We start from the raw sequence: 19,044 nt of genomic DNA, 5'->3' as shown, positions 1-19,044 counted from the left end.
AGCTTCCATTCGGGGATCAAGCCGGTCACGAACTCATCTCGCCCACGGGACTTTTGACACTCCGCGGCGTGCGCGATCGCCGTCCGAGGACCGACGTCGACAGATCCCGGACCCGGCCGTCCCCGACCGCCCTCACCTTGCCGCACTGCGACAATGGGCGCATGGTTTTCACCGTCTTCCGTGGCGACGATCGTCCGGTCACCGCCACCGACTGGCTGACCTCACGGCACTGCTTCTCCTTCGGCGACCACTACGACCCGTCGAACACGCACTTCGGCGCGCTGCTCGCCGTCAACGACGAGGTCGTCGCACCCGGCGCGGGCTTCGATCTCCACACCCATCAGGAGAGCGAGATCGTGACGTGGGTGGTCGCGGGGACGCTGGTCCACCGCGACTCGGCCGGGCACTCCGGTGTCCTGTACCCCGGCCTGGTACAGCGGATGAGCGCGGGCACCGGCGTCGAACACTCCGAGCGCAACGACTCATGGCCCGACCTGCCCGACGCCGGCACCGAGCCCGTCCGCTACGTCCAGATGTGGCTGATGCCCGACCGCCACGGCCTCGCGCCGTCGTACGCGCAGGCCGATGTCCGCGACCGACTCGCCGCGGGCGGACTCGTACCGATCGCGTCGGGCGTCGCCGATGTCGACGCCGCGGTCTCCGTCGCCAACTCGGGCGCCACCCTGTTCGCGGCGCGACTCCGCCCCGGCGAGACCGTCGAGGTACCCGCTTCCCGGTTCACCCACCTGTTCGTCGTGCACGGACAGATCGAGGTCGACGGGGTCGGCGTCCGGGAGATCGGCGTTCTGGGCCCGGGTGACGCCCTCCGAGGCGTCGACTCCGCGTCGTTCCCGATCCGCGCCGGCGACGACTCCGACGCCGAGGTGCTGGTGTGGTCGATGGCCGCCGGGCTGGGTGGTGCGTGAACCGGACACCAGCCCCTCCCGTGGTCCGGCCGGCGACGTATGGATTTCAACTCGACCGCCAGACTTCGACCGAAGTCTGGCGGTCGAGTTTGAGGTCTGGCAGTGAGGGCGGAACGTCACGAACTCAGGCCGCGACGAGGTCCCGCGCCATCTGCGCGTACCCCTCCCACACCGAGGCGTACCGCGGTCGCCAACCGGCCGCCGACCGAAACCGTCTGTTGGACACCCGAAGCGAACGTGTCAGCGACGTGGTGCGTTCGCCGAGTAGGAGGGCGGCCCGGCCGGGACCGGTCACGTACGGATGTTTGCCGACCGCACCCGCCAGGGCAGCCGTGTGGTGCTTCTTGGTGACCGGTAGGTCGTCGACGATGTTGTAGGTGCCGGAACCGATTTCGAGTGCGGACACCACGGCGTCGGCGGCATCGGCGAGGTGGATCGAGGAGACGTAGGCACCAGGTCGGCCGGCCCGGAAACCGATCCGTCGTCGGGCGAGCGCCATGAGCTGCTCGCTGTGGGCGGCGCCGACGCCGTAGAACAACCCGAACCGGAGCACCACGCCGACCCCACCCGAATCGGTGAACCGGCGGGCCGAGGCCTCGGCGGCGTGGTTGCCCACCGCGATCGGATAGTGGTCGACCGGCGACTCCTCGTCGATCCACCGGTCACCGGCGTCGGTGTACACCATGGCGACCGATTCCTGCACCACCCGCGGCACGCCGGCGGCAAGTGCGGCGTCGACCACCGCGGCCGAGCCCTCCCGCCGGATGCGATGACAGTCCGCCCAGGCCGACTTCCGGACGAACGAGGCGGTCCCCGGAAGGGAGGACGCGAGATTGACGACCGCGCCGCAGCCGTCGAAGTACTGGGCGAGTCCGTGTCGATCGAACAGCGACACCCGAATCGGGGCGGCGCCGTGGGCACGCAGCGCGGAAGCGGCGGCATCCGAGCGCGCCAGCGCACGCACGTCGTGTCCCGCGGCGACCAATGCGGGCACCGCGTATCCCCCGATGGCCCCCGTACCGCCGGTGACGAATACCCGCATGCGGGCGAGTATCCCGGATCGCGTTGCGGTTTGTCCCGGTTACCGGGACAAACCGCACCGACATGTGGTTCGCCGGTCAGTCCCCCGTCTGCGATAGAGCGTGCAGATCCTTTGCGGTGGGCGACTTCTCGACCGTGTCGGGATCTGGATAGGTGTGCAGCAACCGATCCGCGGTGCCCGCGGTGGTGACCGCGAACCAATAGTGCTCGTTGCGGTAGTGGTGGAATCGATGGTTGCGCCACAACCGGCGATAGTAGGCGTGGCGCGGCCGGTAATCGGAGTGGATCAGATAGTGCGTCCATTCATAGACCAGTCCGATCGCCGCGAGCGTCGCCATGAACGTGAGACCGCGCTCGGCACTGGCGAAGACGAGGAGCCCCACCGCGACGGCCGCGAGGACGACCGTGACCAGCACCTGCCACGGGATGAACACCAGGGGGATGTTCCGCGGGTCCGAGTGGTGCTCGCGGTGCTTACGCGCCACCAGCGGATCGATGGTGACCGGTCCCAGGCGCTTCGGCCGCCAGTGCAACACGACGACGTGGATCAGCCATTCGGCCAGCGGGAAGCTCGCGATCATCACGACCGGGACGACCAGATCGGCGATTCCCCACCCGCCCAGCCAAATTCGCGCCGCCGACGAGGTCACCAGGAACGCGGCGATCATCCAGGGCGACGGGTGCCGGAGGAACTCGGCGAATGCGGCACGCAGGGTCGTCGACCGCCGTGATCGCATTCGCCGTTCCTCCGCCGCCACCTGCCGGCGCGCTCTGTGGTCGATGTGGTCGGCGTCGATGCTCTCGGCAGACATTCAGTTCCCCTCTCCGATGTCAGACTCCGCACCCTCGAGTGCCTGACAGAGTTCGAGCAATGCCGCAGTCGCGGGCGCGAGCAGTTCACGGGCAGCGGCCTCGGCGCGGCCGGGTTCGCGAGACGTGATCGCGTCGACGAGCGCGCGATAGCCGTCGATGTTGCCGACCTCCGGCTCCAGCATCGACGCGAGCGCGGGAAGCGCCGGTTCGTACGCGGCGCGGAGCGAGTTGTACATGAGACGGAATGCGATCGAGTCGGCCGCGTCGACGATCGCGCTCCAGAACTCGAGTGCCGCGACCTGCTGTCCGACCGGGTCCGGTTCGGCGGCGAGATCGGCGAGCAGCGCTGTCAGCCTGGCGATCTGGTCGTCGGTCACCCGCCTCGCCGCCAGTCCGGCGACATCCGGGCCGACCGCGGCGCGCGCCTCGACGATCGAGCGAGCGACACTCGGCACGAGCGCGCCGCCCCGGATCAGGAGTCGCGGCAACAGATCGAGGCCACCCGTCCGCGCGATGTCCTGGACCCGTGCGCCGTCGCCCTGCCGAATGGAGACCAGACCGGCCGCCGCCACCCGCTTCAACGCTTCCCGCACGGTGGGCCGCGAGACGCCGAGGATGCGGGCCAGTTCCCGTTCGCTCGGAAGGGTCTCGCCGGCCGGTAGGTCACCCGACAGCACGCCCTCGACGATCTGGTCGAACACGATCTCGGGGGCGCTCTGCTGGGACACGGGCTCGAACGGCATGCACCGACCGTAGAACCAGGAGGACTGGTGGTCAAGTGGTAAGACCAATCGTCCACCGAGGAATGTTCGGTGGGCGCTCGGGTTGTACCCACCATGAGTGACATCGCCGCGCCTTCGTCCAACACCTTGACCGCCGACGATCTGGACTTTCTCAGCCGCCCACTCCTCGGCTTCTTCTCGACGGCGACCGGCCCGACGCCGCCGCAGCCTCGGCCGGTGTGGTTCGAGGCGACCGCGGACGGCGAGATCCAGCTCTTCACCGGTCCCGATTCGCTGAAGGTGCGTCGCCTCAAGGCAGATCCACGCGCCTCGATCGTGGTCGCGACCCCGGTCGAGGAACGCGAGCGCTGGATCTCCGTTTCCGGCGCCACGCGCATCGAGACCGACGGTGCGGCCGCGCGCGAACTCGCAGCACGACTGGCCGACCGCTACTGGGACCTCGACGATCCCACCCGCGCAAAGGATCTCGCGGAGATCCTCGCCGACGACTGGGTGCGGATCGTCATCCGGCCGGACAAGATCCGGCGACTGAGCTTCTGAGCGGGGCCTTCGACTCGGCGACCGCCGGGCCGCGGCTCATCGCAGCTGATCGAGCAACCGCAACCAGACCTCGCTGATGGTCGGGTACGACGGAACCGCATGCCATAGCCGCGAGAGCGGGACCTCGCCGACGATGGCGACCGTCGCCGAATGGACGAGTTCCGCGGTCTGCGGCCCCACGAAGGTCGCCCCGACGAGGATGTCGCGGCTCGCATCGACGACGAGACAGGCGTGACCCGAGTACTCGGGATCGGTCAGGTAGGACCCCGCCACGGAGATGTCCCCGTCGGCGATCCGTACATCGATGCCGGCGTCCTTCGCCTGCTTCGCGGTCAGCCCGACAGATGCGATCTCCGGCCGGGTGAACACCACCTGCGGTACGGCACCGTGGTCGGAGCTCGCGACGTACCGCGGACCGTCGAGGTCCCGGTTCTCGGCACGTGCGGCGATCACGTCCCCCGCCACCCGCGCCTGATACTTACCCATGTGTGTCAACGCATTACGACCGTTGACATCTCCCACCGCGTACAGCCACGGGTGGTCGGCCACCGTCAGATGGTCATCGGCGCGCAGCGGGCCGCCCGCCTCGAGTCCCACCGACTCCAGACCGAGATCCCGCGTCGCGGGCGAGCGTCCCGCCGCCACCAGGATCTCGTCGACGACGAGCTCACCTGCGCCGTCACCGTCGAGCCGGACGGTGGCGGGGCCGCCGTGGATGCGTCCGTAGCCGGTGTCGGCGGCGCCGGGCCGGTCGACCGACTCGATCGTCGTCCCGAACCGGATGTCGACGCCGCGGGCAGTCAGCGAGTCAGCGATCCGCTCTGAGACGAACGACTCCATCTTGGGCAGCAACCGGTCACCGCGGATGGCCATGACGACCTCCGCACCGAGGTCGAGCAACCAGGTCACCGCTTCGCACGCCACGACGCCACCGCCGACGACGAGAATCCGATCCGGCACCTCGACGAGATTCGTCGCGTCGCGGGAGGTCCACGGGTGCGCCTCGGCCAGACCCGGTGTCGGCGGGATCGACGCCGTGCTCCCCGTCGCCACCACGACCGCCTCACGCGCCGTCACCACCGTGTCGCCGACAGTCACCTGCCGCTCACCCGACAACCGCCCATGCCCGCGGATCACCGTCATCCCGGCACCTTCGGCCCATTTCACCTGCCCGGAGTCGTCGTGGGTCGCCCCGGGCCCGTCCCGTCGGTCGTTCACTGTGTCGCGCCACGCCAGGAGGGCGTCGGCGTCCGGACGATCGCCGCTCACCCGTTCACGCGCACCCGCCAGGGCACGGGCTTCCTCGAGCGCGGACCCCGGACCCAACAACGCCTTGCTCGGCATGCATGCCCAGTACGAGCACTCACCCCCCATGAGCTCGTGCTCGATGACGACAGCAGTTCGATCGCTGCCCCGTATCGCATAGTCGGCGACATTCTCGCCCACCGGACCGCCACCGATCACGACGACGTCGAAGGTTGCATCCATGGGTTCAGCGTAGGTCGGATTCGAAACCGGGTAGGTGAGTGCACAGATTGCCTCGAGGCTCCAACCGGCTCGAGGGACATGATCCACTCTCTCGCAGCGTATTTCAGATTGCAGCGGGCGCCGCATCGAGTCCGGGGCAGTCTGATCCGCTCAGCGGCTTACAATGCCCCCGGACTCGTCGTACCCCCCGCTCCCCTAGGACACCCGAAGCTTGCGGAGGACAGCACCTCCCGCTCCCTGAGGAGGCCCGGAGCTTGCGGAGGACAGCACCTCCCGCTCCCTGAGGAGGCCCGGAGCTTGCGGAGGGCCGTCACGAAGGGTCTCCAGCAGCATCGACCAGCGGTTCTCCGATTTCGCCCACGGCGGAGGCGGCTGACGAATGGACGATCCGGTGACAGGATGGAGCGCGTGACTGCATCGAATACCGACCTCAGCTCCGGACTCGACCTCGAGTGGGTCGACGATTCCGTCCGCGTTCAGGACGACCTGTTCGCTCACGTCAACGGCAAGTGGCTCGAGTCGCACGTCATCCCCGACGACCGTTCCGTCGACGGCGCCTTCCACGTGCTGCGCGACAACTCCGAGGAGAACGTGCGCGACATCATCACCGACTGCGCTTCGTCGAACCCGGAAAGCGGTTCCGACGAGCAGAAGATCGGCGACCTGTACGCGTCGTTCATGGACACCGACCACATCGAGGCCCTCGGGATCGGCCCGATCACCGGCGAACTGGAGAAGATCGCGGCCATCGACTCGCTCGAGGCGCTCGCCCGGCGGATCGGACGGTTGCAGCGCCACGGCACCGGTGGCCTGTTCGGTTACTACGTCGACACGGATGCGAAGCAGTCCGACCGATACCTCGTGCACCTGACGCAGTCCGGTCTCGGACTTCCCGACGAGTCCTACTACCGGGAGGACAAGCACGCCGAGACCAGGACGGCGTATGTCGCGCACGTCGAGCGCATGTTCGCGCTCGCCGGCTTCGACGACGCCGCCGCCCGGGCCGCGACGGTCCTCGACCTCGAGACGGCTATCGCCGCTCAGCACTGGGATGTGGTCCGACGCCGCGATGCCGAGCTCACCTACAACCTCATGTCCCTCGACGAGTTGAGCACCACCGCAGACGGTTTCCCGTTTTCGGAGTGGTTCGGCGGCCTGGGCACGAGCGGTGACGCGACCTTCGCCGAGGTCGTCGTCGCGCAGCCGTCGTTCCTGTCGGGCGTCGCCGGCCTCCTCACGGATCGCCCCCTGGACGAGTGGAAGACCTGGCTGACCTGGCGGCTCGTGCATTCGGCCGCGTCGTACCTGTCCGCACCGTTCGTCGACGAGAACTTCGACTTCTACGGCCGCATCCTGACCGGCGCGGAGGCCAACCGCGACCGGTGGAAGCGGGGCGTCGGGTTCGTCGAGGCCGCGATGGGATTCGCGGTCGGCAAACTCTATGTGGCCAAGCACTTCCCGCCCGAGGCCAAGGCACGGATGGACGAGCTGATCGCCAACCTGGTCGAGGCCTACCGCCGCAACATCTCCGACCTGCCGTGGATGACCCCGGAGACCCGGGAGAAGGCGCTGGTCAAGCTCGGCAAGTTCACCCCCAAGATCGGCTATCCGGCCAAGTGGCGCGACTACAGTTCGTTGAGCGTCGATCGCGGCGACCTCATCGGGAACGTCGCCCGGTCCGCGTCGTTCGAGCAGGACCGCGAGTTCGCCAAGATCGGCTCACCGGTCGACCACGACGAATGGTTCATGACGCCGCAGACGGTCAACGCCTACTACAACCCCGGCATGAACGAGATCGTGTTCCCCGCCGCGATCCTGCAGCCACCGTTCTTCGACCCCGACGCCGACGACGCGGTCAACTACGGCGGCATCGGCGCGGTCATCGGTCACGAGATCGGGCACGGATTCGACGATCAGGGCGCGAAGTACGACGGCGACGGCAACCTCGTCGACTGGTGGACCGACACCGACCGGACCGAGTTCTCCTCGCGGACACGCAAACTCATCGACCAGTACGGTGAGTTCACCCCGACCGGACTCGATCCCGAGCACAAGGTCAACGGCGACTTCACCATCGGTGAGAACATCGGTGACCTCGGCGGGTTGTCGATCGGACTCGTCGCGTACCAGATCGCGAACGAGGCGAGCGGGGCCCAACCGCCGATCATCGACGGCCTGACCGGAACACAGCGCGTGTTCTACAGCTGGGCGCAGATCTGGCGGACCAAGACCCGAGATGCCGAAGCCATCCGACGCCTCTCGATCGACCCGCATTCGCCGCCGGAGTTCCGGTGCAACGGCGTCGTCCGCAACATGGACGCGTTCTACGAGGCCTTCGACGTCAAGCCCGGGGACTCGCTGTACCTGGACCCCGCCGAACGCGTGCGGATCTGGTGAACGACGTGCCCGGCGGACCCGATCCGCGCGACGAGGGTCCGCCGGGTACGGCCGCATCACTGGGTCTGGTGCGGGGACGCGAACTCACGGTCGCTCTGCTGCGACCGATCGGAGCCGCCGTCGTCCTGCTCGCCGGATACTTCCTGCTGCCCATCGACAAAGAGAGCGATCTGAACTATCTCGGGCTCGTCGTCGGGGCCGCGTTGCTGATCGCGTTCTGTGTCTGGGAGGTCCGCAAGTTCGCCGGTTCCGACCGGCCCGTCGCGACCGCGATGGAGATGCTGGTGGCGCTGGCCGGGTTCTACATCGTCGCATTCGCGACGACGTATTTCCTGTTCTCCGAATACGATCCCGGCAGTTTCAACGAGTCGCTCACCCGGGTCGACGCGCTGTACTTCTGCCTCACCGTGTTCACCACGACGGGTTTCGGCGACATCGCGCCGGATTCGCAGGGTGCGCGCGTCGCGGTGTCGATCCAGATGGCGAGCACCCTGCTGCTCCTCGGTCTGGGCGTGCGCTTCCTCAACCTGCTGGTGAACCAGCGACGCCAGGCCACCGGACGGTGACCTGGCGTCGCTACTGGCTCAGTCTCAGTAGTCGTCGTCCCCGTAGACGATCATGCCGCGGATGTTGTTGCCCGCCAGCATGTCGTCGTAGGCCTCGTTGATCTGGTCGAGTCGGTAGGTGTTGGTCACCAGGCCGTCGAGGTTGAGCTTGCCGGCCCGATACTCGTTCAGGAGCGCCGGAACCTGGGTGCGGGGGCTCGCACCGCCGAAGATGGCGCCCTGCACGCGCTTCTGCATGAGGGTGAGATCGAAGAGGTTCATCTGGGCGTCCATGGACGCGAAGTTGCCCATGCCCACGACGACGACCTGTCCCGCCTTGCCGGTGAGAGCCAGAGCCGGGGCGATCATCGACCCGTCGATCTCACCCACCGTGAGGATGGTCGTGTTGGCCATCTTGCCCCAGGTGATGTCACCGATCGCCTCGAGCGCCGCCTCCATCGACGGGAACGTGTGTGTCGCACCCAGCTTTTCGGCCATCTGCAACTTGAACGGCACCGGATCGACGGCGATGACGTTGCGCGCACCGGCCGCCGCGGCACCCTGCACCGAGTTGATACCGACACCACCGATGCCCACGACCACCACGGTGTCACCGGCATGCGTGCCGCCGATCTCGACGGCCGAACCCCAGCCGGTCGCCACACCGCAACCGAGCAGCGCAGCCGTCTGGAGGGGGATGTCGTCCTCGATCTTGACCAGCGACGCCTGATTGACCGTGATGTACGGGGCGAAGGTGCCGAGCATGCACATCTGCACCAGTGGCACCCCGTCGTGGGTGTACGCGCGGTTCGTGTCGTCTGCGATGGACAGGCCGGTCAGGAGCCGCGCGCCCTCGTCGCAGATGTTCTGCTGACCGCGTGAGCACGGCTCGCACGTGCCGCACGCGGGGATGAAGGCGGTGACGACGTGGTCACCCTCCTTGAGGCGGGTGACACCCGGGCCCACCTTGGTGACGATGCCGGCGCCCTCGTGTCCGCCGAGCACCGGCATGGGTGCCGGGCTGTCGCCGGTCCGCAGGTGGTGATCCGAGTGACACAGACCCGAGCTGACGAGTTTGACCTGGACTTCGCCCGCGACCGGATCACCGAGCTCGAACTCCTCGATCTTCCACTCTTCGCCCGGATTGCGCAGAACTGCACCTTTGGTCTTCATTCGTGCTCCTCGCTCGTGCTACCCCGAATCGGGGCGTCAGATATCGCCGTCTGCTTATGCGACGTAGATCACATGGTGGTCCACCGATGACACCTTCGCAGGCGTTTCACGCAATCCATGGCACAGGATTGGGGGTGACGTTCCAGCCGAGGATTTCGTGGCGGGCGCGACCGCTGTCCCGGCGGCCGGGAACCGCTGCACAGTCGACGGCGAAAGACGCACAGTCGACGAACGAGGCGCACCGTCGACGACGGGTCCGAAGCGACGACGGCGCCGGACGGTCGGCATCACACCGCAAAGTACCTCGGCGACAACAGAGTTGGCCGATCTCATGTCTGCGGATCGAGGAACGGGTTAGCGTCGGGGTATTCCACTTCCGAAGTGTCTGGCTGGTGATCTCATGACTCTCATCGAACACAAAGCGGAGGGCCGGCAGGACTTCTCGTCATTGCGACAAGGCGGTCTCAACTGGGACTCGTTTCCGTTGCGGCTCTTCGTGAAAGGCAATGCCCGGTTCTGGGACCCGGTCGCCATCGACTTCGCGCAGGACGCTCAGGACTGGGCCGAGCTCACCGACGAGCAGCGGCGGAGTGCCACCTATCTGGTGAGTCAGTTCATCGCCGGCGAGGAGGCGGTCACCCAGGACATCCAGCCGTTCATGAAGGCGATGGCGACCGAGGGACGCTTCGGTGACGAGATGTACCTGTCCCAGTTCTGCTTCGAGGAGGCCAAGCACACCCAGGTGTTCCGGCGATGGATGGACGCCGTCGGCCTCACCGGCGACCTCCAGAACTTCGTCAGCGCGAATCCGTACTACCACCAGCTGTTCTACGAGGAGCTGCCGGCGTCCCTGCACATCCTCGACCACGACCCGTCGCCACGGAACCAGATCCGCGCCAGCGTCACCTACAACCACGTGATCGAGGGCAGCCTGGCACTCACCGGTTACCACGCGTGGCAGAAGGTCTGCACCCAGCACGGGATCTTCCCCGGGATGCAGAAGCTGATCCGGTTCATCGGCGACGACGAGCGCCGGCACATGGCGTGGGGAACCTTCACGTGCCGCCGGCACGTGGCCGCCGATGACTCGCTCTGGGACGCCGTCGGCGAACGCATGAACGAGCTGCTGCCGCTCGCCCTGGGCATGATCGAGTGGGTCAACCAGCAGTTCGAGGTCCAACCCTTCGGCCTCGACAACGACGAGTTCCTGGCCTATGCCGCCGACCGCGCCCAGCGCCGGCTGTCGGCCATCGAGTCCGCCCGGGGCCGCCCGGTCACCGAGATCGACCTCGACTACTCCCCCGAGGTCCTCGAAGACCAGTTCGGCGAGGACGACGCCATCCGCCTGCAGATGTGACAGTCCCTCCGCCCACCGCTGGTCGAGCCCCCCACCGCTGGTTGAGCCGGCACCGAGCGCAGCCGCCGGGCCGAGCAAGCGACGAAGGAGCGCGTCGAGGTCGAGGCGCCGAGTCGAAGCCACAAGGCGACCCGCACGCCGGCCGGACCGTCAGCGCAGATCAAGGTCGATGACGTCCCGGCTGCGGGATTCCACGAGCCGTCGGTCGTGGCTCACCAGCAGCAGCCCTGCCCCGTCGGCGACGAGGTCGTCGAGCAGCGCCGTCACCGAGCGCGTCGCCATGGGGTCCAGCATCGCGGTCGGTTCGTCGCACAGCACGATCCGCGGCCCCTGCACCACGAGCCGCCCGATGCATGCCCGCTGCAACTGGCCGTCGCTCACCTGCGCGGGGTAACGGTCGAGCAGCGAACTGTCGAGACCGACCCGGGTTGCCACCGACTCGATGTCGCAGGTACGTCCGGCAATTGTCGCGGGTTCGGCGACGATCCGGCGCAGTGTCCAGCGCGGATTGGTGACCAGGCGCGGATGCTGGGCCAGCAGACCGACATCCCCGGGCCGCCGGCGGTCCCCGCGCCACTCGACCGTCCCGCCCGCGGGGGCGGTGAGACCCGCGAGGATGCGCAGCAGCGTCGTCTTGCCGCTCCCCGATCGTCCGACGACCCCGGTCACCGCCCCGGGTCCGACGGCGACGTCGAGGCCGTCGAACACGACCGTGTCATCGAAGTGAGCGCTCAACCCCGTACCGACGAGGAGCTCGCCGGTGTTCACGACGCAGCCTCGAAGAATCCGGCGACATAGGCGTCGTCGGAGTCCGCGATCTGATCGAGCCGGCGCTGCTCGACAATCCGCCCCGCACGCATGACGGCCACCGAATCGCACCCGAGCCGCATCGTCTCGACGTCGTGTGTGATGACCAGGACCGCAGCGCCTTCCCGAGCGGCGGAGGCGAGGAGTTCCCAGACGGAGGCGGCGAGCTCCGAGTCGAGCGCCGAGGTCGGCTCGTCGGCGACGATCATGTCCGGGTTTCCGGCCAGCGCCACCGCGATTGCGGCGCGCTGTGCCATACCGCCGGACAGTTCGTGGGGATACGACCGGAGTGCATCGGGGTCGAGGTGTACGCGCCGGCACAACTCGACGGCATCGGACGTGCCGCCCAGGACGCCGATGACCTCGTCGAGCTGGGCGCCGATCGTGCGCACCGGAGTGAAGGATGTCGCGGCGGACTGCGGGACGAACCCGATGCGGTGCCCACGCAACCTGCGCCAGCGCGGGTCGTCGACCAGCGCGTCGTCGCGGAACTGCTCGTCGTCGATCCGCAGACTTCCGCTCGCGGTCGACCCGGGAGGCAGGAGTCCGGTCAGCACGGAGGCGATCATCGATTTTCCGCAACCGGACTCGCCCACGAGCGCGGTCATCGATCCGGCGGGTACCTCGAGGGTCACCGCGTCGAGGACCCGCACCAACGACCGGCGCCAGCGGTCACGGATGGCGATGTCGACGGTGATGTTCTCGACCGCGATACTCATCGCCACACCCCGCCGGCCGGCGGCAGGGTGGCCCTGCGCAGAGTCGACGCCGCGGCCGCGCACGCCAGCGCGGTGACCATCAGTGCGACTCCTGGCACCACCAGCGTCCACCACGCACCGGTCAGGACGTCGCCGCGTGCCTGTCCGAGAAGGGTGCCCAGACTCGCGGCATCGGGTGAGAGGCCGACGCCCAGGAACGACAGGGTCGTCTCATGCCACACCGCGTGCGGCAGCAGCACGGTCATCGCCACCAGCACCTGACCGCTGACGGCCGGGAGGAGGTGCCGGGTGGCCACGAATGTCCGCGACGCCCCGGCAAGCCGCGACGCCTCCACCCATCCGGCAGAGGTGACCTCGAGCAGTTCGGCCCGCACGACGCGAGCCACCGCAGGCCAATGCGTCAACGCGATGGAGGCGATGATCGCGACCGGCTCACCCCGCCACATCGCCGCGATGACCACGCCCACCACGAGGTGCGGAAGTGCGTTGACGCCGTCGACGACCCGCATCACGATCGCGTCGACCCAACCGCCCGCGGTGACCGAACCGATGCCGATCATCAGTCCGAGCGCAGTCGCGAGAACCGCGCAGGCAGCTGCGATCAGCAACGAGATGCGCAGCCCCTCCGCTGTTCTGACCCCGAGGTCGTACCCCGAGTGGTCGGTGCCGAGCAGCGACTCGCCACCGGGAGCCTGGAGGGACCTCGCGAAATCGGCGGTCTGTTCACCGGCGATCAGCGGCCAGCCGACTGCGACGAGGACCATCACCGCGATCACGATCCAGGGGGCGAGGAACCGTAGTCGGAACGCGAACTCGGCGCGGCGGCCCGATGCGGAATGCTGATGCGCCGCCAATGCCGTCATGCGACCATGCCGATCCGTGGGTCCACCCACACCGCGGCCGCATCGGAGAGCGCGGAGCCGAGCAGTACGAGCAGAGCTGATCCCACCGCCAACGCGGCAAGTAACGAGAAATCGAGCGCGACAGCGGAATCCACGAGTGACTGCGCCAGACCCGGCCAGCCGAACACCGTTTCGACGATGGCCGCCCCGGCGATCAATTCCGGCAGGCGAGTGCCGAGGAGTGCCAGCGTCGGCAGCACCGACACCGGAACAACGTGGCCTCGCAGCAGTGCCCAGCCACTGACACCGCGCGCGCGAGCGCCGTTCACGGCGTCGGATGCCGCGGCGTCGACGACCGCGGATCTCATGGTGAGCAGCAACCACGGGATCATCGACAACGTCAGCGCGACGTACGGCAGGACCGCGTGGGTCAGCAGACCGTCGAGCGAATAGTCGTCGCCGGGACGACGGGCGCCCGAGGTGGGCAACCACCCCAGACCTACCGCGAACACGCTGACCAGGACGAGCGACACCACGAAGGGCGGGGTCGCGGCGAGGAGTGCGGCCGTTGCCGTGCACGCGCGATCGAGGATTCCGCCCCGGCGCATCCCGATGACAGCCCCGCCCAGGACAGCGATCACCGCCGCCGACACGAGCGCCGCGAGTGACATCCCGAGCGTGAACGGCCAGCGCTCGGCGATGACGTCGGCGACAGGTTGACCTCGTGTCGACGACCAGCCCAGATCGCCGTGCAGCAGTGCGCCCCACCAGTTCCACCACGCCTGCAGCCAGTGCTGGTCGAGGTCGTAGGCGGCCGTGACCGCGTCGCGCTGAGACTGGGTAGCGGACTGGTAGTTGTCACCGAGATGGGCGGTCAGGGGGTCGAAGGGCGACGCCGCGGCGATGGCGAAGATGCCCAGCGACACCAGGATTGCCGTGGGAACCATCAGCGCGACACGACGCGCCAGCAGCCGGCCGACAGCCCGCACCCGCGAGCGGCGACGCGATGGCCTCTCGCCCAGCGGTTTCCCGGGTGTCTTCGCCACATCCGGGCGTCGGGCTCCGGCCGCTGCGGTTACACCCGTCCCCAGCAGCGCCGCATCCCGTGTGCCTGACCGTGTCATGAGGTTCCGCTCGGGCGGGGCCCACCCGACGGGGTCACCCCTGCTGACGCCACGACGGCATGTTCCACCACGGCCCCCACGAGACGCCGTGCGAGTGCGGTTCGAGAATCGGGGCGTCATGCTGCCAGCCCGCGCTTCGCGATGCGTACGTGTGGTGCAGGAAGGCCAGGAAGACATACGACGGCTGCTGCTCGTAGATCTGCTGGATCCGCTTGTACCGGGCATCGTTCTCGGGGCCGGGCGCACTCTCGCGTGCCTCGTCGAGCAGCGCGTCGAGTCCAGGCGCGGTGAAGTTGCCCGGGTTGGAGTACGGCGAGGAATCGGGCACGCGGGTGTGCAGGGTGTCGTACACCTGGGAGTCGATGCTGTACGGCGTCGCCCCGCCACCGAGCAACACACCGGCGGAGGTCATCTTCGTCTCGATCTCGTCCCACGACGTTCCCCGGGTCAGGACTTCGACCCCGATGGCCTTCATCTGCGCCGCGAACGCCACCGCGAGGTCGCGCCGCAGCGTGTCCTCGGCGTTGTAGAGCAGCGGGAACGACGCACGATCGGCGCCTCGGGCGCGGACGCCGTCGTCGCCGATGCGCCATCCCGCGGCATCGAGGGCCGCCGCAGCCGCGTCGGTGTCGAACGGGAACTGCGCGCCCTGGTCGTAGACCTCCTCACCGTAGACCGACGCGATCGGCGTGCTGGCCGCTTCTCCTTTGCCGATCAGGACGTCGTCGACGACGGCGCGCCGGTCCACACCCAGGTTCATCGCCCGTCGTGCGGCGGGGTCGGCGGTGAACGCGTTGGCGCTGGGCAACGAGACACCGCGCCAGTCAGCGGATTTCACCGCGACGACGTCGATACCGTCGCGGCCGGCCAGGCTCTCGGCCGCTCGGGGTGGCAGATTGGCGCCGTCGATCTCGCCGGTGGTGATGCGCTGTGCCCGTGTGTTGTCATCGGGCACATGGGAATACACCAGGCGTGTCACCGACGGCTGCTCACCCCAGTAGCCCTCACGCGCCACAAGGACGGCCTGATCGGGTTCGAGCGAGTCCAGTACGTAGGCGCCCGTACCGACCGGTGCCGTGTTCAGCGCCCACTCGGCGGCAGGCTTCGCTTCCACCTTCTCCGAGGGCACGATCCCGAGGAGCAGATACGGCGACGGGTCGGCCTCGGTGTTCATCCGCACCGTGACGGCCTGCGGCCCATCTGCTTCGATCGCGACGATCGGGGCGAAATCGGTCGAGATGTCGGACGCGACCTGCGGATCGACGACCGCGCCGTACGTCGCCACGACGTCGGCGGAGTCGAACGCGGTGCCATCGGAGAACGTCACACCCGATCGCAGCGGTACCCGCCAGGTGCGCGGCCCGACTCGTTCGGGCTCCGACTCGGCGAGCGATGCCACGAGATCGGGCACCCGGTCGTCACCGTCGGCCGCCGGGCTCAGCAAACCGTCGTAGATCGGCGAGACGCCGAGTTGTCCATACCCGAGCATGGGGTTGAAGTCGCCGAGGTCCTGACCTTCGCCGAGGACGATCTGATCTGTCGCCGTTGTCCCATCCGACGAGGAACAGCCGGCGAGCGCGGCGGTCGCGATCAGCGCGGCCGCGCCTGCGATGGCGATCCCGCGGATCGTGGACGTCGTTCTCCCAACACCTGTGTGCACAGACATATGTTCTCCCAGACACACGTTTGCCGCCACCCGACAGGGCGGTGAACGATCGGCGTACAACTATTGCTATGTCGCCGGAACCATCAGGAGGCCCGATGACCGATTTCGACGCAAATTCCTGGGCCGCGCGGTTCATGCTGCTCAGCGACCCGAACCGGCTCCGTCTCGTCGCCGAGATGCACGCGCGCCCGGGTTCTACGGTCGCCGAACTGGCCTCCCGCATCGGCGTCACCGAGAACGCCGCGTCGCAGTCGATCCGCAAGCTGCGCGACCAGGGGTGGGTCCGCTCGGAGAAATCCGGACGGGCGGTCCACTACGAGGTCGTCGGCGACGCGATCGTGCACCGCATCCTGCACGACATCATCGGGGTCGGGCATCTGACCTCAGCGGATCGGCCGGATCACGCCCACCCGGTGACAACGGATTAGAACACGTTCTAGTCTGGTCGACGTGGATGTCACCTTCGATGCGACCAAACGGGAACTGACGACCGACCAGGGCACGCTGCGCTATCACGAGGCCGGTGACGCCGACGCGCCGCCGTTGATCCTGTTGCACGGGTCCGGCCCCGGCGTGACCGGCTGGCGCAACTACCGCGGGAACCTCGGACACTTCGCACAGACGCACCATTGTTTCGTTCTCGAGTTCCCCGGCTTCGGCGTCAGCGACGCCGTCGAAGGCCACCCGGTGCTGACCGCCGGCGGTTCGGTCATCCGGTTCATGGACGCGCTCGGCATCGACAAGGCCGCGATGATCGGCAACTCGATGGGCGGCGTCGTCGGCGCCAACCTGGCGATCAAGAAGCCCGAGCGCGTCGAGAAGCTCGTGACCATCGGCGGCGTCGGCCCGAATGTGTTCAGCCCCAGCCCCAGTGAGGGCCTCCGACTCCTGCAGGAGTTCACCGACGCCCCGGACAAGGACAAACTCGTCCGCTGGCTCACCTCGATGGTCTTCGACCGCGCCCTGGTCACCGAGGAACTGATCGCCGAGCGCTGGGAGGCCGCCATCAATCCCGACGCGCAGAAGACGGCGCAGATGATGTACGGCTCGGCCGCATTCGAGATGCAGCAGCAGTTCATGGCCGCGTCCGACAACCCGCCGTACTGGGCGTCGATGCACAAGGTCGCCTGCCCGACGCTGCTGACCTGGGGCCGCGACGACCGCGTCAGCCCACCCGACATGGCGATGGTCCCGATGCGCCTGATCCCCGACGCCGAGCTGCACATCTTCCCGAGGTGCGGGCACTGGGTGATGATCGAGGCCAAGGCTGCGTTCGAGGCGACGGTGGGAGCCTTCCTCGCCCGATGACCGCTTGTGGTCGAGTCGCGCCGCCGGGCGTCGTCACCCCCGCGACCACAACAGGTACCCGACCGCAATGGCGAACACGCCAGGACCCAGACACACCAGGTGATCGCGGGTCACCGCCTCGTCGAGGTCGGCTTCGGAGAATCCGGCACGCACGGCGTGCTCGCGCAGGATGAGGCCGGAACGATCGGTGGGTATCGGGATCACAAACACTTGGACGCGTCCGGCGCCCGAACGGTTCCATCCCCCGCTCCCTACTAATCCGAAAGAACGACCTAACTCCTGTTCCCTGAGGTGCGAGGAGCGAAAGCGACGAGCCACGAAGGGCTCGGTGAGACGAACTGCGACGACCCTTCGTGGCTCGCTTCGCTCGCACCTCAGGGAGCAGGGGTTGCGCTCGCACATCAGACCAGGGATCAACGCTCGTTAATTCCGTTGCGCCCCAGCGCACGACGCTGGCATAGTTCCCGTTCGGCACGAGGACCAGCAGACCGGAGCGGGGTACCGCAAAGTGTTTCTGCGCGTCGGAATCCTCGTCCGCCTTCAGATGGCAAGGGATACATCCCGAGCAGGTTCGAGTCCTGACACGGCACCGCTCCCGGGAGCACGGGCCGGGCCGGTCTTGTGGTCGTCGTCCGAGTCGTCCGCGACTCCGCGGCGAACCCCACCGGCTGGTCCACCCGCGAGCGGTGTCGCCATCCGAACCCACACCCGACCCGACAAGCATTGCGACGCAACGGAAGGAGGATCGCCATGCTGTTCCACAACCGAATCACCGTCCCGCCGGGCCACACCGTGCTGGCCTACCGGGGTACCGCCGTCCAGGCGCTGCCCGCCGGCCGCCACCGTGTGCGCAAGCCTGACGCCACGTTCGACGTCGACCTGCGCGAGCGACTGATCCCCGTCGCGCCGCAGGAGATACTGACCGCCGACTCCATGTCGGTTCGTGTCTCGATGACGTTGCGTGCCTGCGTGATCGACGCGGCGGCCTTCGTCGAGCGGTCTGCCGACCCGATCGGCGCGGTCTACCTGGCCGCGCAGGTCGCGCTGCGCGAGGTCTGCGCCGGCGTGGGTTCGGACGACCTCATCCGTCGCGGCGACACCGTCGACGTCACGCCGATCCGCGCCGCGGCTGCCGAGGTAGCCGGCACCGTCGGTCTGGAGGTTCTCGAGGTCGTCTGTCGCGACGTCATCGTCCCGGCCGAGGTCCGCACCGCGGCCCTCGAGGTGATCACGGCGAAGACCCGCGGTCAGGCCAAGCTCGAGGCGGCACGCGCGGAGACCGCCGCGCTGCGCGCGCTGGCCAACGCGGGCCGGTTGCTCGATGCCCACCCGGCACTGGCCCAGCTGCGCCTCGTCGAGTCGGTGCCGTATGGCGCCCGCGTCGTCCTCAGCGTCGGCGGTGCCGAGGTGGCGACCGAGGACTGAGCCTTCCCGCGGTCCCGTCTCCGTCCCGCTGATCGGATCAGATCAGCGGGATGGAAATGGCCACGCGGGAACGGTTTTGGCACAACAAAGCCCCGGCCGGAACGAATCCGGCCGGGGCCCTTGTTGTCTG

General features: G+C 68.1%; 19 protein-coding genes. 8 read left to right on the top strand and 11 right to left on the bottom strand.

Annotation, left to right across the window (positions count from 1 at the left end; genetic code table 11):
* Positions 1–161: 161 nt before the first annotated feature.
* Entirely contained in the window at positions 162–926 is a 765-nt protein-coding gene (locus tag Q9R39_RS10820) for a pirin-like bicupin family protein (RefSeq protein WP_058252248.1), read from the top strand.
* 124 nt (positions 927–1,050) lie between these two features.
* Here the strand turns inward: Q9R39_RS10820 and Q9R39_RS10815 are convergent, their stop codons facing one another.
* The 3 genes from Q9R39_RS10815 to Q9R39_RS10805 all read right to left on the bottom strand — a co-directional run bounded on the left by Q9R39_RS10815 (position 1,051) and on the right by Q9R39_RS10805 (position 3,523).
* On the bottom strand, positions 1,051–1,968 hold the full coding sequence (locus Q9R39_RS10815) for an NAD(P)-dependent oxidoreductase (protein WP_211539468.1): 918 nt from the start codon (positions 1,966–1,968) through the stop codon (positions 1,051–1,053).
* A 76-nt stretch (positions 1,969–2,044) separates the two neighbouring features.
* Complete coding sequence (locus tag Q9R39_RS10810; protein WP_058252317.1) at positions 2,045–2,764, bottom strand: sterol desaturase family protein; 720 nt, start codon at positions 2,762–2,764, stop codon at positions 2,045–2,047.
* 15 nt (positions 2,765–2,779) lie between these two features.
* Positions 2,780–3,523 (bottom strand): FadR/GntR family transcriptional regulator, encoded by a 744-nt coding sequence (locus Q9R39_RS10805; protein ID WP_211539467.1) that lies wholly within the window; start codon positions 3,521–3,523, stop codon positions 2,780–2,782.
* Between the two features lie 93 nt (positions 3,524–3,616).
* Here Q9R39_RS10805 and Q9R39_RS10800 point away from each other — a divergent pair, with 93 nt between their 5' ends.
* Positions 3,617–4,063 carry a pyridoxamine 5'-phosphate oxidase family protein gene (locus Q9R39_RS10800; protein WP_211539466.1) on the top strand — a complete coding sequence of 149 codons (447 nt, stop codon included), beginning with the start codon at positions 3,617–3,619 and terminating at the stop codon, positions 4,061–4,063.
* Positions 4,064–4,099: 36 nt separating this feature from the next.
* On the opposite strand, the gene Q9R39_RS10795 is transcribed toward Q9R39_RS10800, so the two are convergent.
* Complete coding sequence (locus tag Q9R39_RS10795) at positions 4,100–5,551, bottom strand: NAD(P)/FAD-dependent oxidoreductase (protein ID WP_211539465.1); 1,452 nt, start codon at positions 5,549–5,551, stop codon at positions 4,100–4,102.
* A 399-nt stretch (positions 5,552–5,950) separates the two neighbouring features.
* On the opposite strand from Q9R39_RS10795, the gene Q9R39_RS10790 reads away from it, so the two are divergent.
* Both Q9R39_RS10790 and Q9R39_RS10785 read left to right on the top strand, forming a co-directional pair.
* Entirely contained in the window at positions 5,951–7,948 is a 1,998-nt protein-coding gene (locus Q9R39_RS10790; RefSeq protein WP_058252253.1) for a M13 family metallopeptidase, read from the top strand.
* Positions 7,945–8,514, top strand: a complete 570-nt coding sequence (locus Q9R39_RS10785) for a potassium channel family protein (RefSeq protein WP_058252254.1) — start codon at positions 7,945–7,947, stop codon at positions 8,512–8,514. The genes Q9R39_RS10790 and Q9R39_RS10785 overlap by 4 nt, the downstream gene beginning before the upstream one ends.
* 24 nt (positions 8,515–8,538) lie before the next feature.
* Here Q9R39_RS10785 and Q9R39_RS10780 read toward each other — a convergent pair whose 3' ends face one another.
* Entirely contained in the window at positions 8,539–9,666 is a 1,128-nt protein-coding gene (locus tag Q9R39_RS10780; RefSeq protein WP_058252255.1) for an NDMA-dependent alcohol dehydrogenase, read from the bottom strand.
* A 400-nt stretch (positions 9,667–10,066) separates the two neighbouring features.
* Between Q9R39_RS10780 and Q9R39_RS10775 the strand changes: the two genes are divergently transcribed.
* Positions 10,067–11,023: a R2-like ligand-binding oxidase gene (locus tag Q9R39_RS10775; RefSeq protein WP_058252256.1), complete on the top strand. Its 957-nt coding sequence runs from the start codon at positions 10,067–10,069 to the stop codon at positions 11,021–11,023.
* A gap of 150 nt (positions 11,024–11,173) precedes the next feature.
* Here Q9R39_RS10775 and Q9R39_RS10770 read toward each other — a convergent pair whose 3' ends face one another.
* From Q9R39_RS10770 to Q9R39_RS10750, 5 genes are all read right to left on the bottom strand, one after another.
* Positions 11,174–11,791 (bottom strand): ABC transporter ATP-binding protein, encoded by a 618-nt coding sequence (locus tag Q9R39_RS10770; protein ID WP_058252257.1) that lies wholly within the window; start codon positions 11,789–11,791, stop codon positions 11,174–11,176.
* A complete protein-coding gene (locus tag Q9R39_RS10765; protein ID WP_058252318.1) occupies positions 11,788–12,549 on the bottom strand; it encodes an ATP-binding cassette domain-containing protein in 762 nt (253 codons plus the stop codon). The genes Q9R39_RS10770 and Q9R39_RS10765 overlap by 4 nt, the downstream gene beginning before the upstream one ends.
* Complete coding sequence (locus tag Q9R39_RS10760) at positions 12,546–13,412, bottom strand: ABC transporter permease (protein ID WP_058252258.1); 867 nt, start codon at positions 13,410–13,412, stop codon at positions 12,546–12,548. Before Q9R39_RS10760 ends, Q9R39_RS10765 begins: the two co-directional genes overlap by 4 nt.
* Entirely contained in the window at positions 13,409–14,482 is a 1,074-nt protein-coding gene (locus tag Q9R39_RS10755) for an ABC transporter permease (protein ID WP_396275659.1), read from the bottom strand. Before Q9R39_RS10755 ends, Q9R39_RS10760 begins: the two co-directional genes overlap by 4 nt.
* A gap of 67 nt (positions 14,483–14,549) precedes the next feature.
* Positions 14,550–16,181 (bottom strand): ABC transporter substrate-binding protein, encoded by a 1,632-nt coding sequence (locus Q9R39_RS10750; RefSeq protein WP_211539461.1) that lies wholly within the window; start codon positions 16,179–16,181, stop codon positions 14,550–14,552.
* Between the two features lie 95 nt (positions 16,182–16,276).
* Between Q9R39_RS10750 and Q9R39_RS10745 the strand changes: the two genes are divergently transcribed.
* Together Q9R39_RS10745 and Q9R39_RS10740 are read left to right on the top strand one after the other, a co-directional pair.
* Positions 16,277–16,609, top strand: coding sequence for a helix-turn-helix transcriptional regulator (locus Q9R39_RS10745; RefSeq protein WP_211539460.1), 333 nt, complete (start codon positions 16,277–16,279; stop codon positions 16,607–16,609).
* A 22-nt stretch (positions 16,610–16,631) separates the two neighbouring features.
* Positions 16,632–17,489, top strand: a complete 858-nt coding sequence (locus tag Q9R39_RS10740; protein WP_311277462.1) for an alpha/beta fold hydrolase — start codon at positions 16,632–16,634, stop codon at positions 17,487–17,489.
* Positions 17,490–17,522: 33 nt separating this feature from the next.
* Here the strand turns inward: Q9R39_RS10740 and Q9R39_RS10735 are convergent, their stop codons facing one another.
* Positions 17,523–17,693 carry a hypothetical protein gene (locus Q9R39_RS10735; RefSeq protein ID WP_165629180.1) on the bottom strand — a complete coding sequence of 57 codons (171 nt, stop codon included), beginning with the start codon at positions 17,691–17,693 and terminating at the stop codon, positions 17,523–17,525.
* A 546-nt stretch (positions 17,694–18,239) separates the two neighbouring features.
* Between Q9R39_RS10735 and Q9R39_RS10730 the strand changes: the two genes are divergently transcribed.
* Positions 18,240–18,914 (top strand): slipin family protein, encoded by a 675-nt coding sequence (locus Q9R39_RS10730; protein WP_058252262.1) that lies wholly within the window; start codon positions 18,240–18,242, stop codon positions 18,912–18,914.
* Positions 18,915–19,044: the final 130 nt, after the last annotated feature.

This window comes from Gordonia sp. AC31, assembly GCF_031844505.1.
Taxonomy (GTDB): Bacteria; Actinomycetota; Actinomycetes; order Mycobacteriales; family Mycobacteriaceae; genus Gordonia; species Gordonia hongkongensis.
Note: the sequence above shows the minus strand (reverse complement) of the source record. Positions and strands in the feature narration are given on the sequence as shown.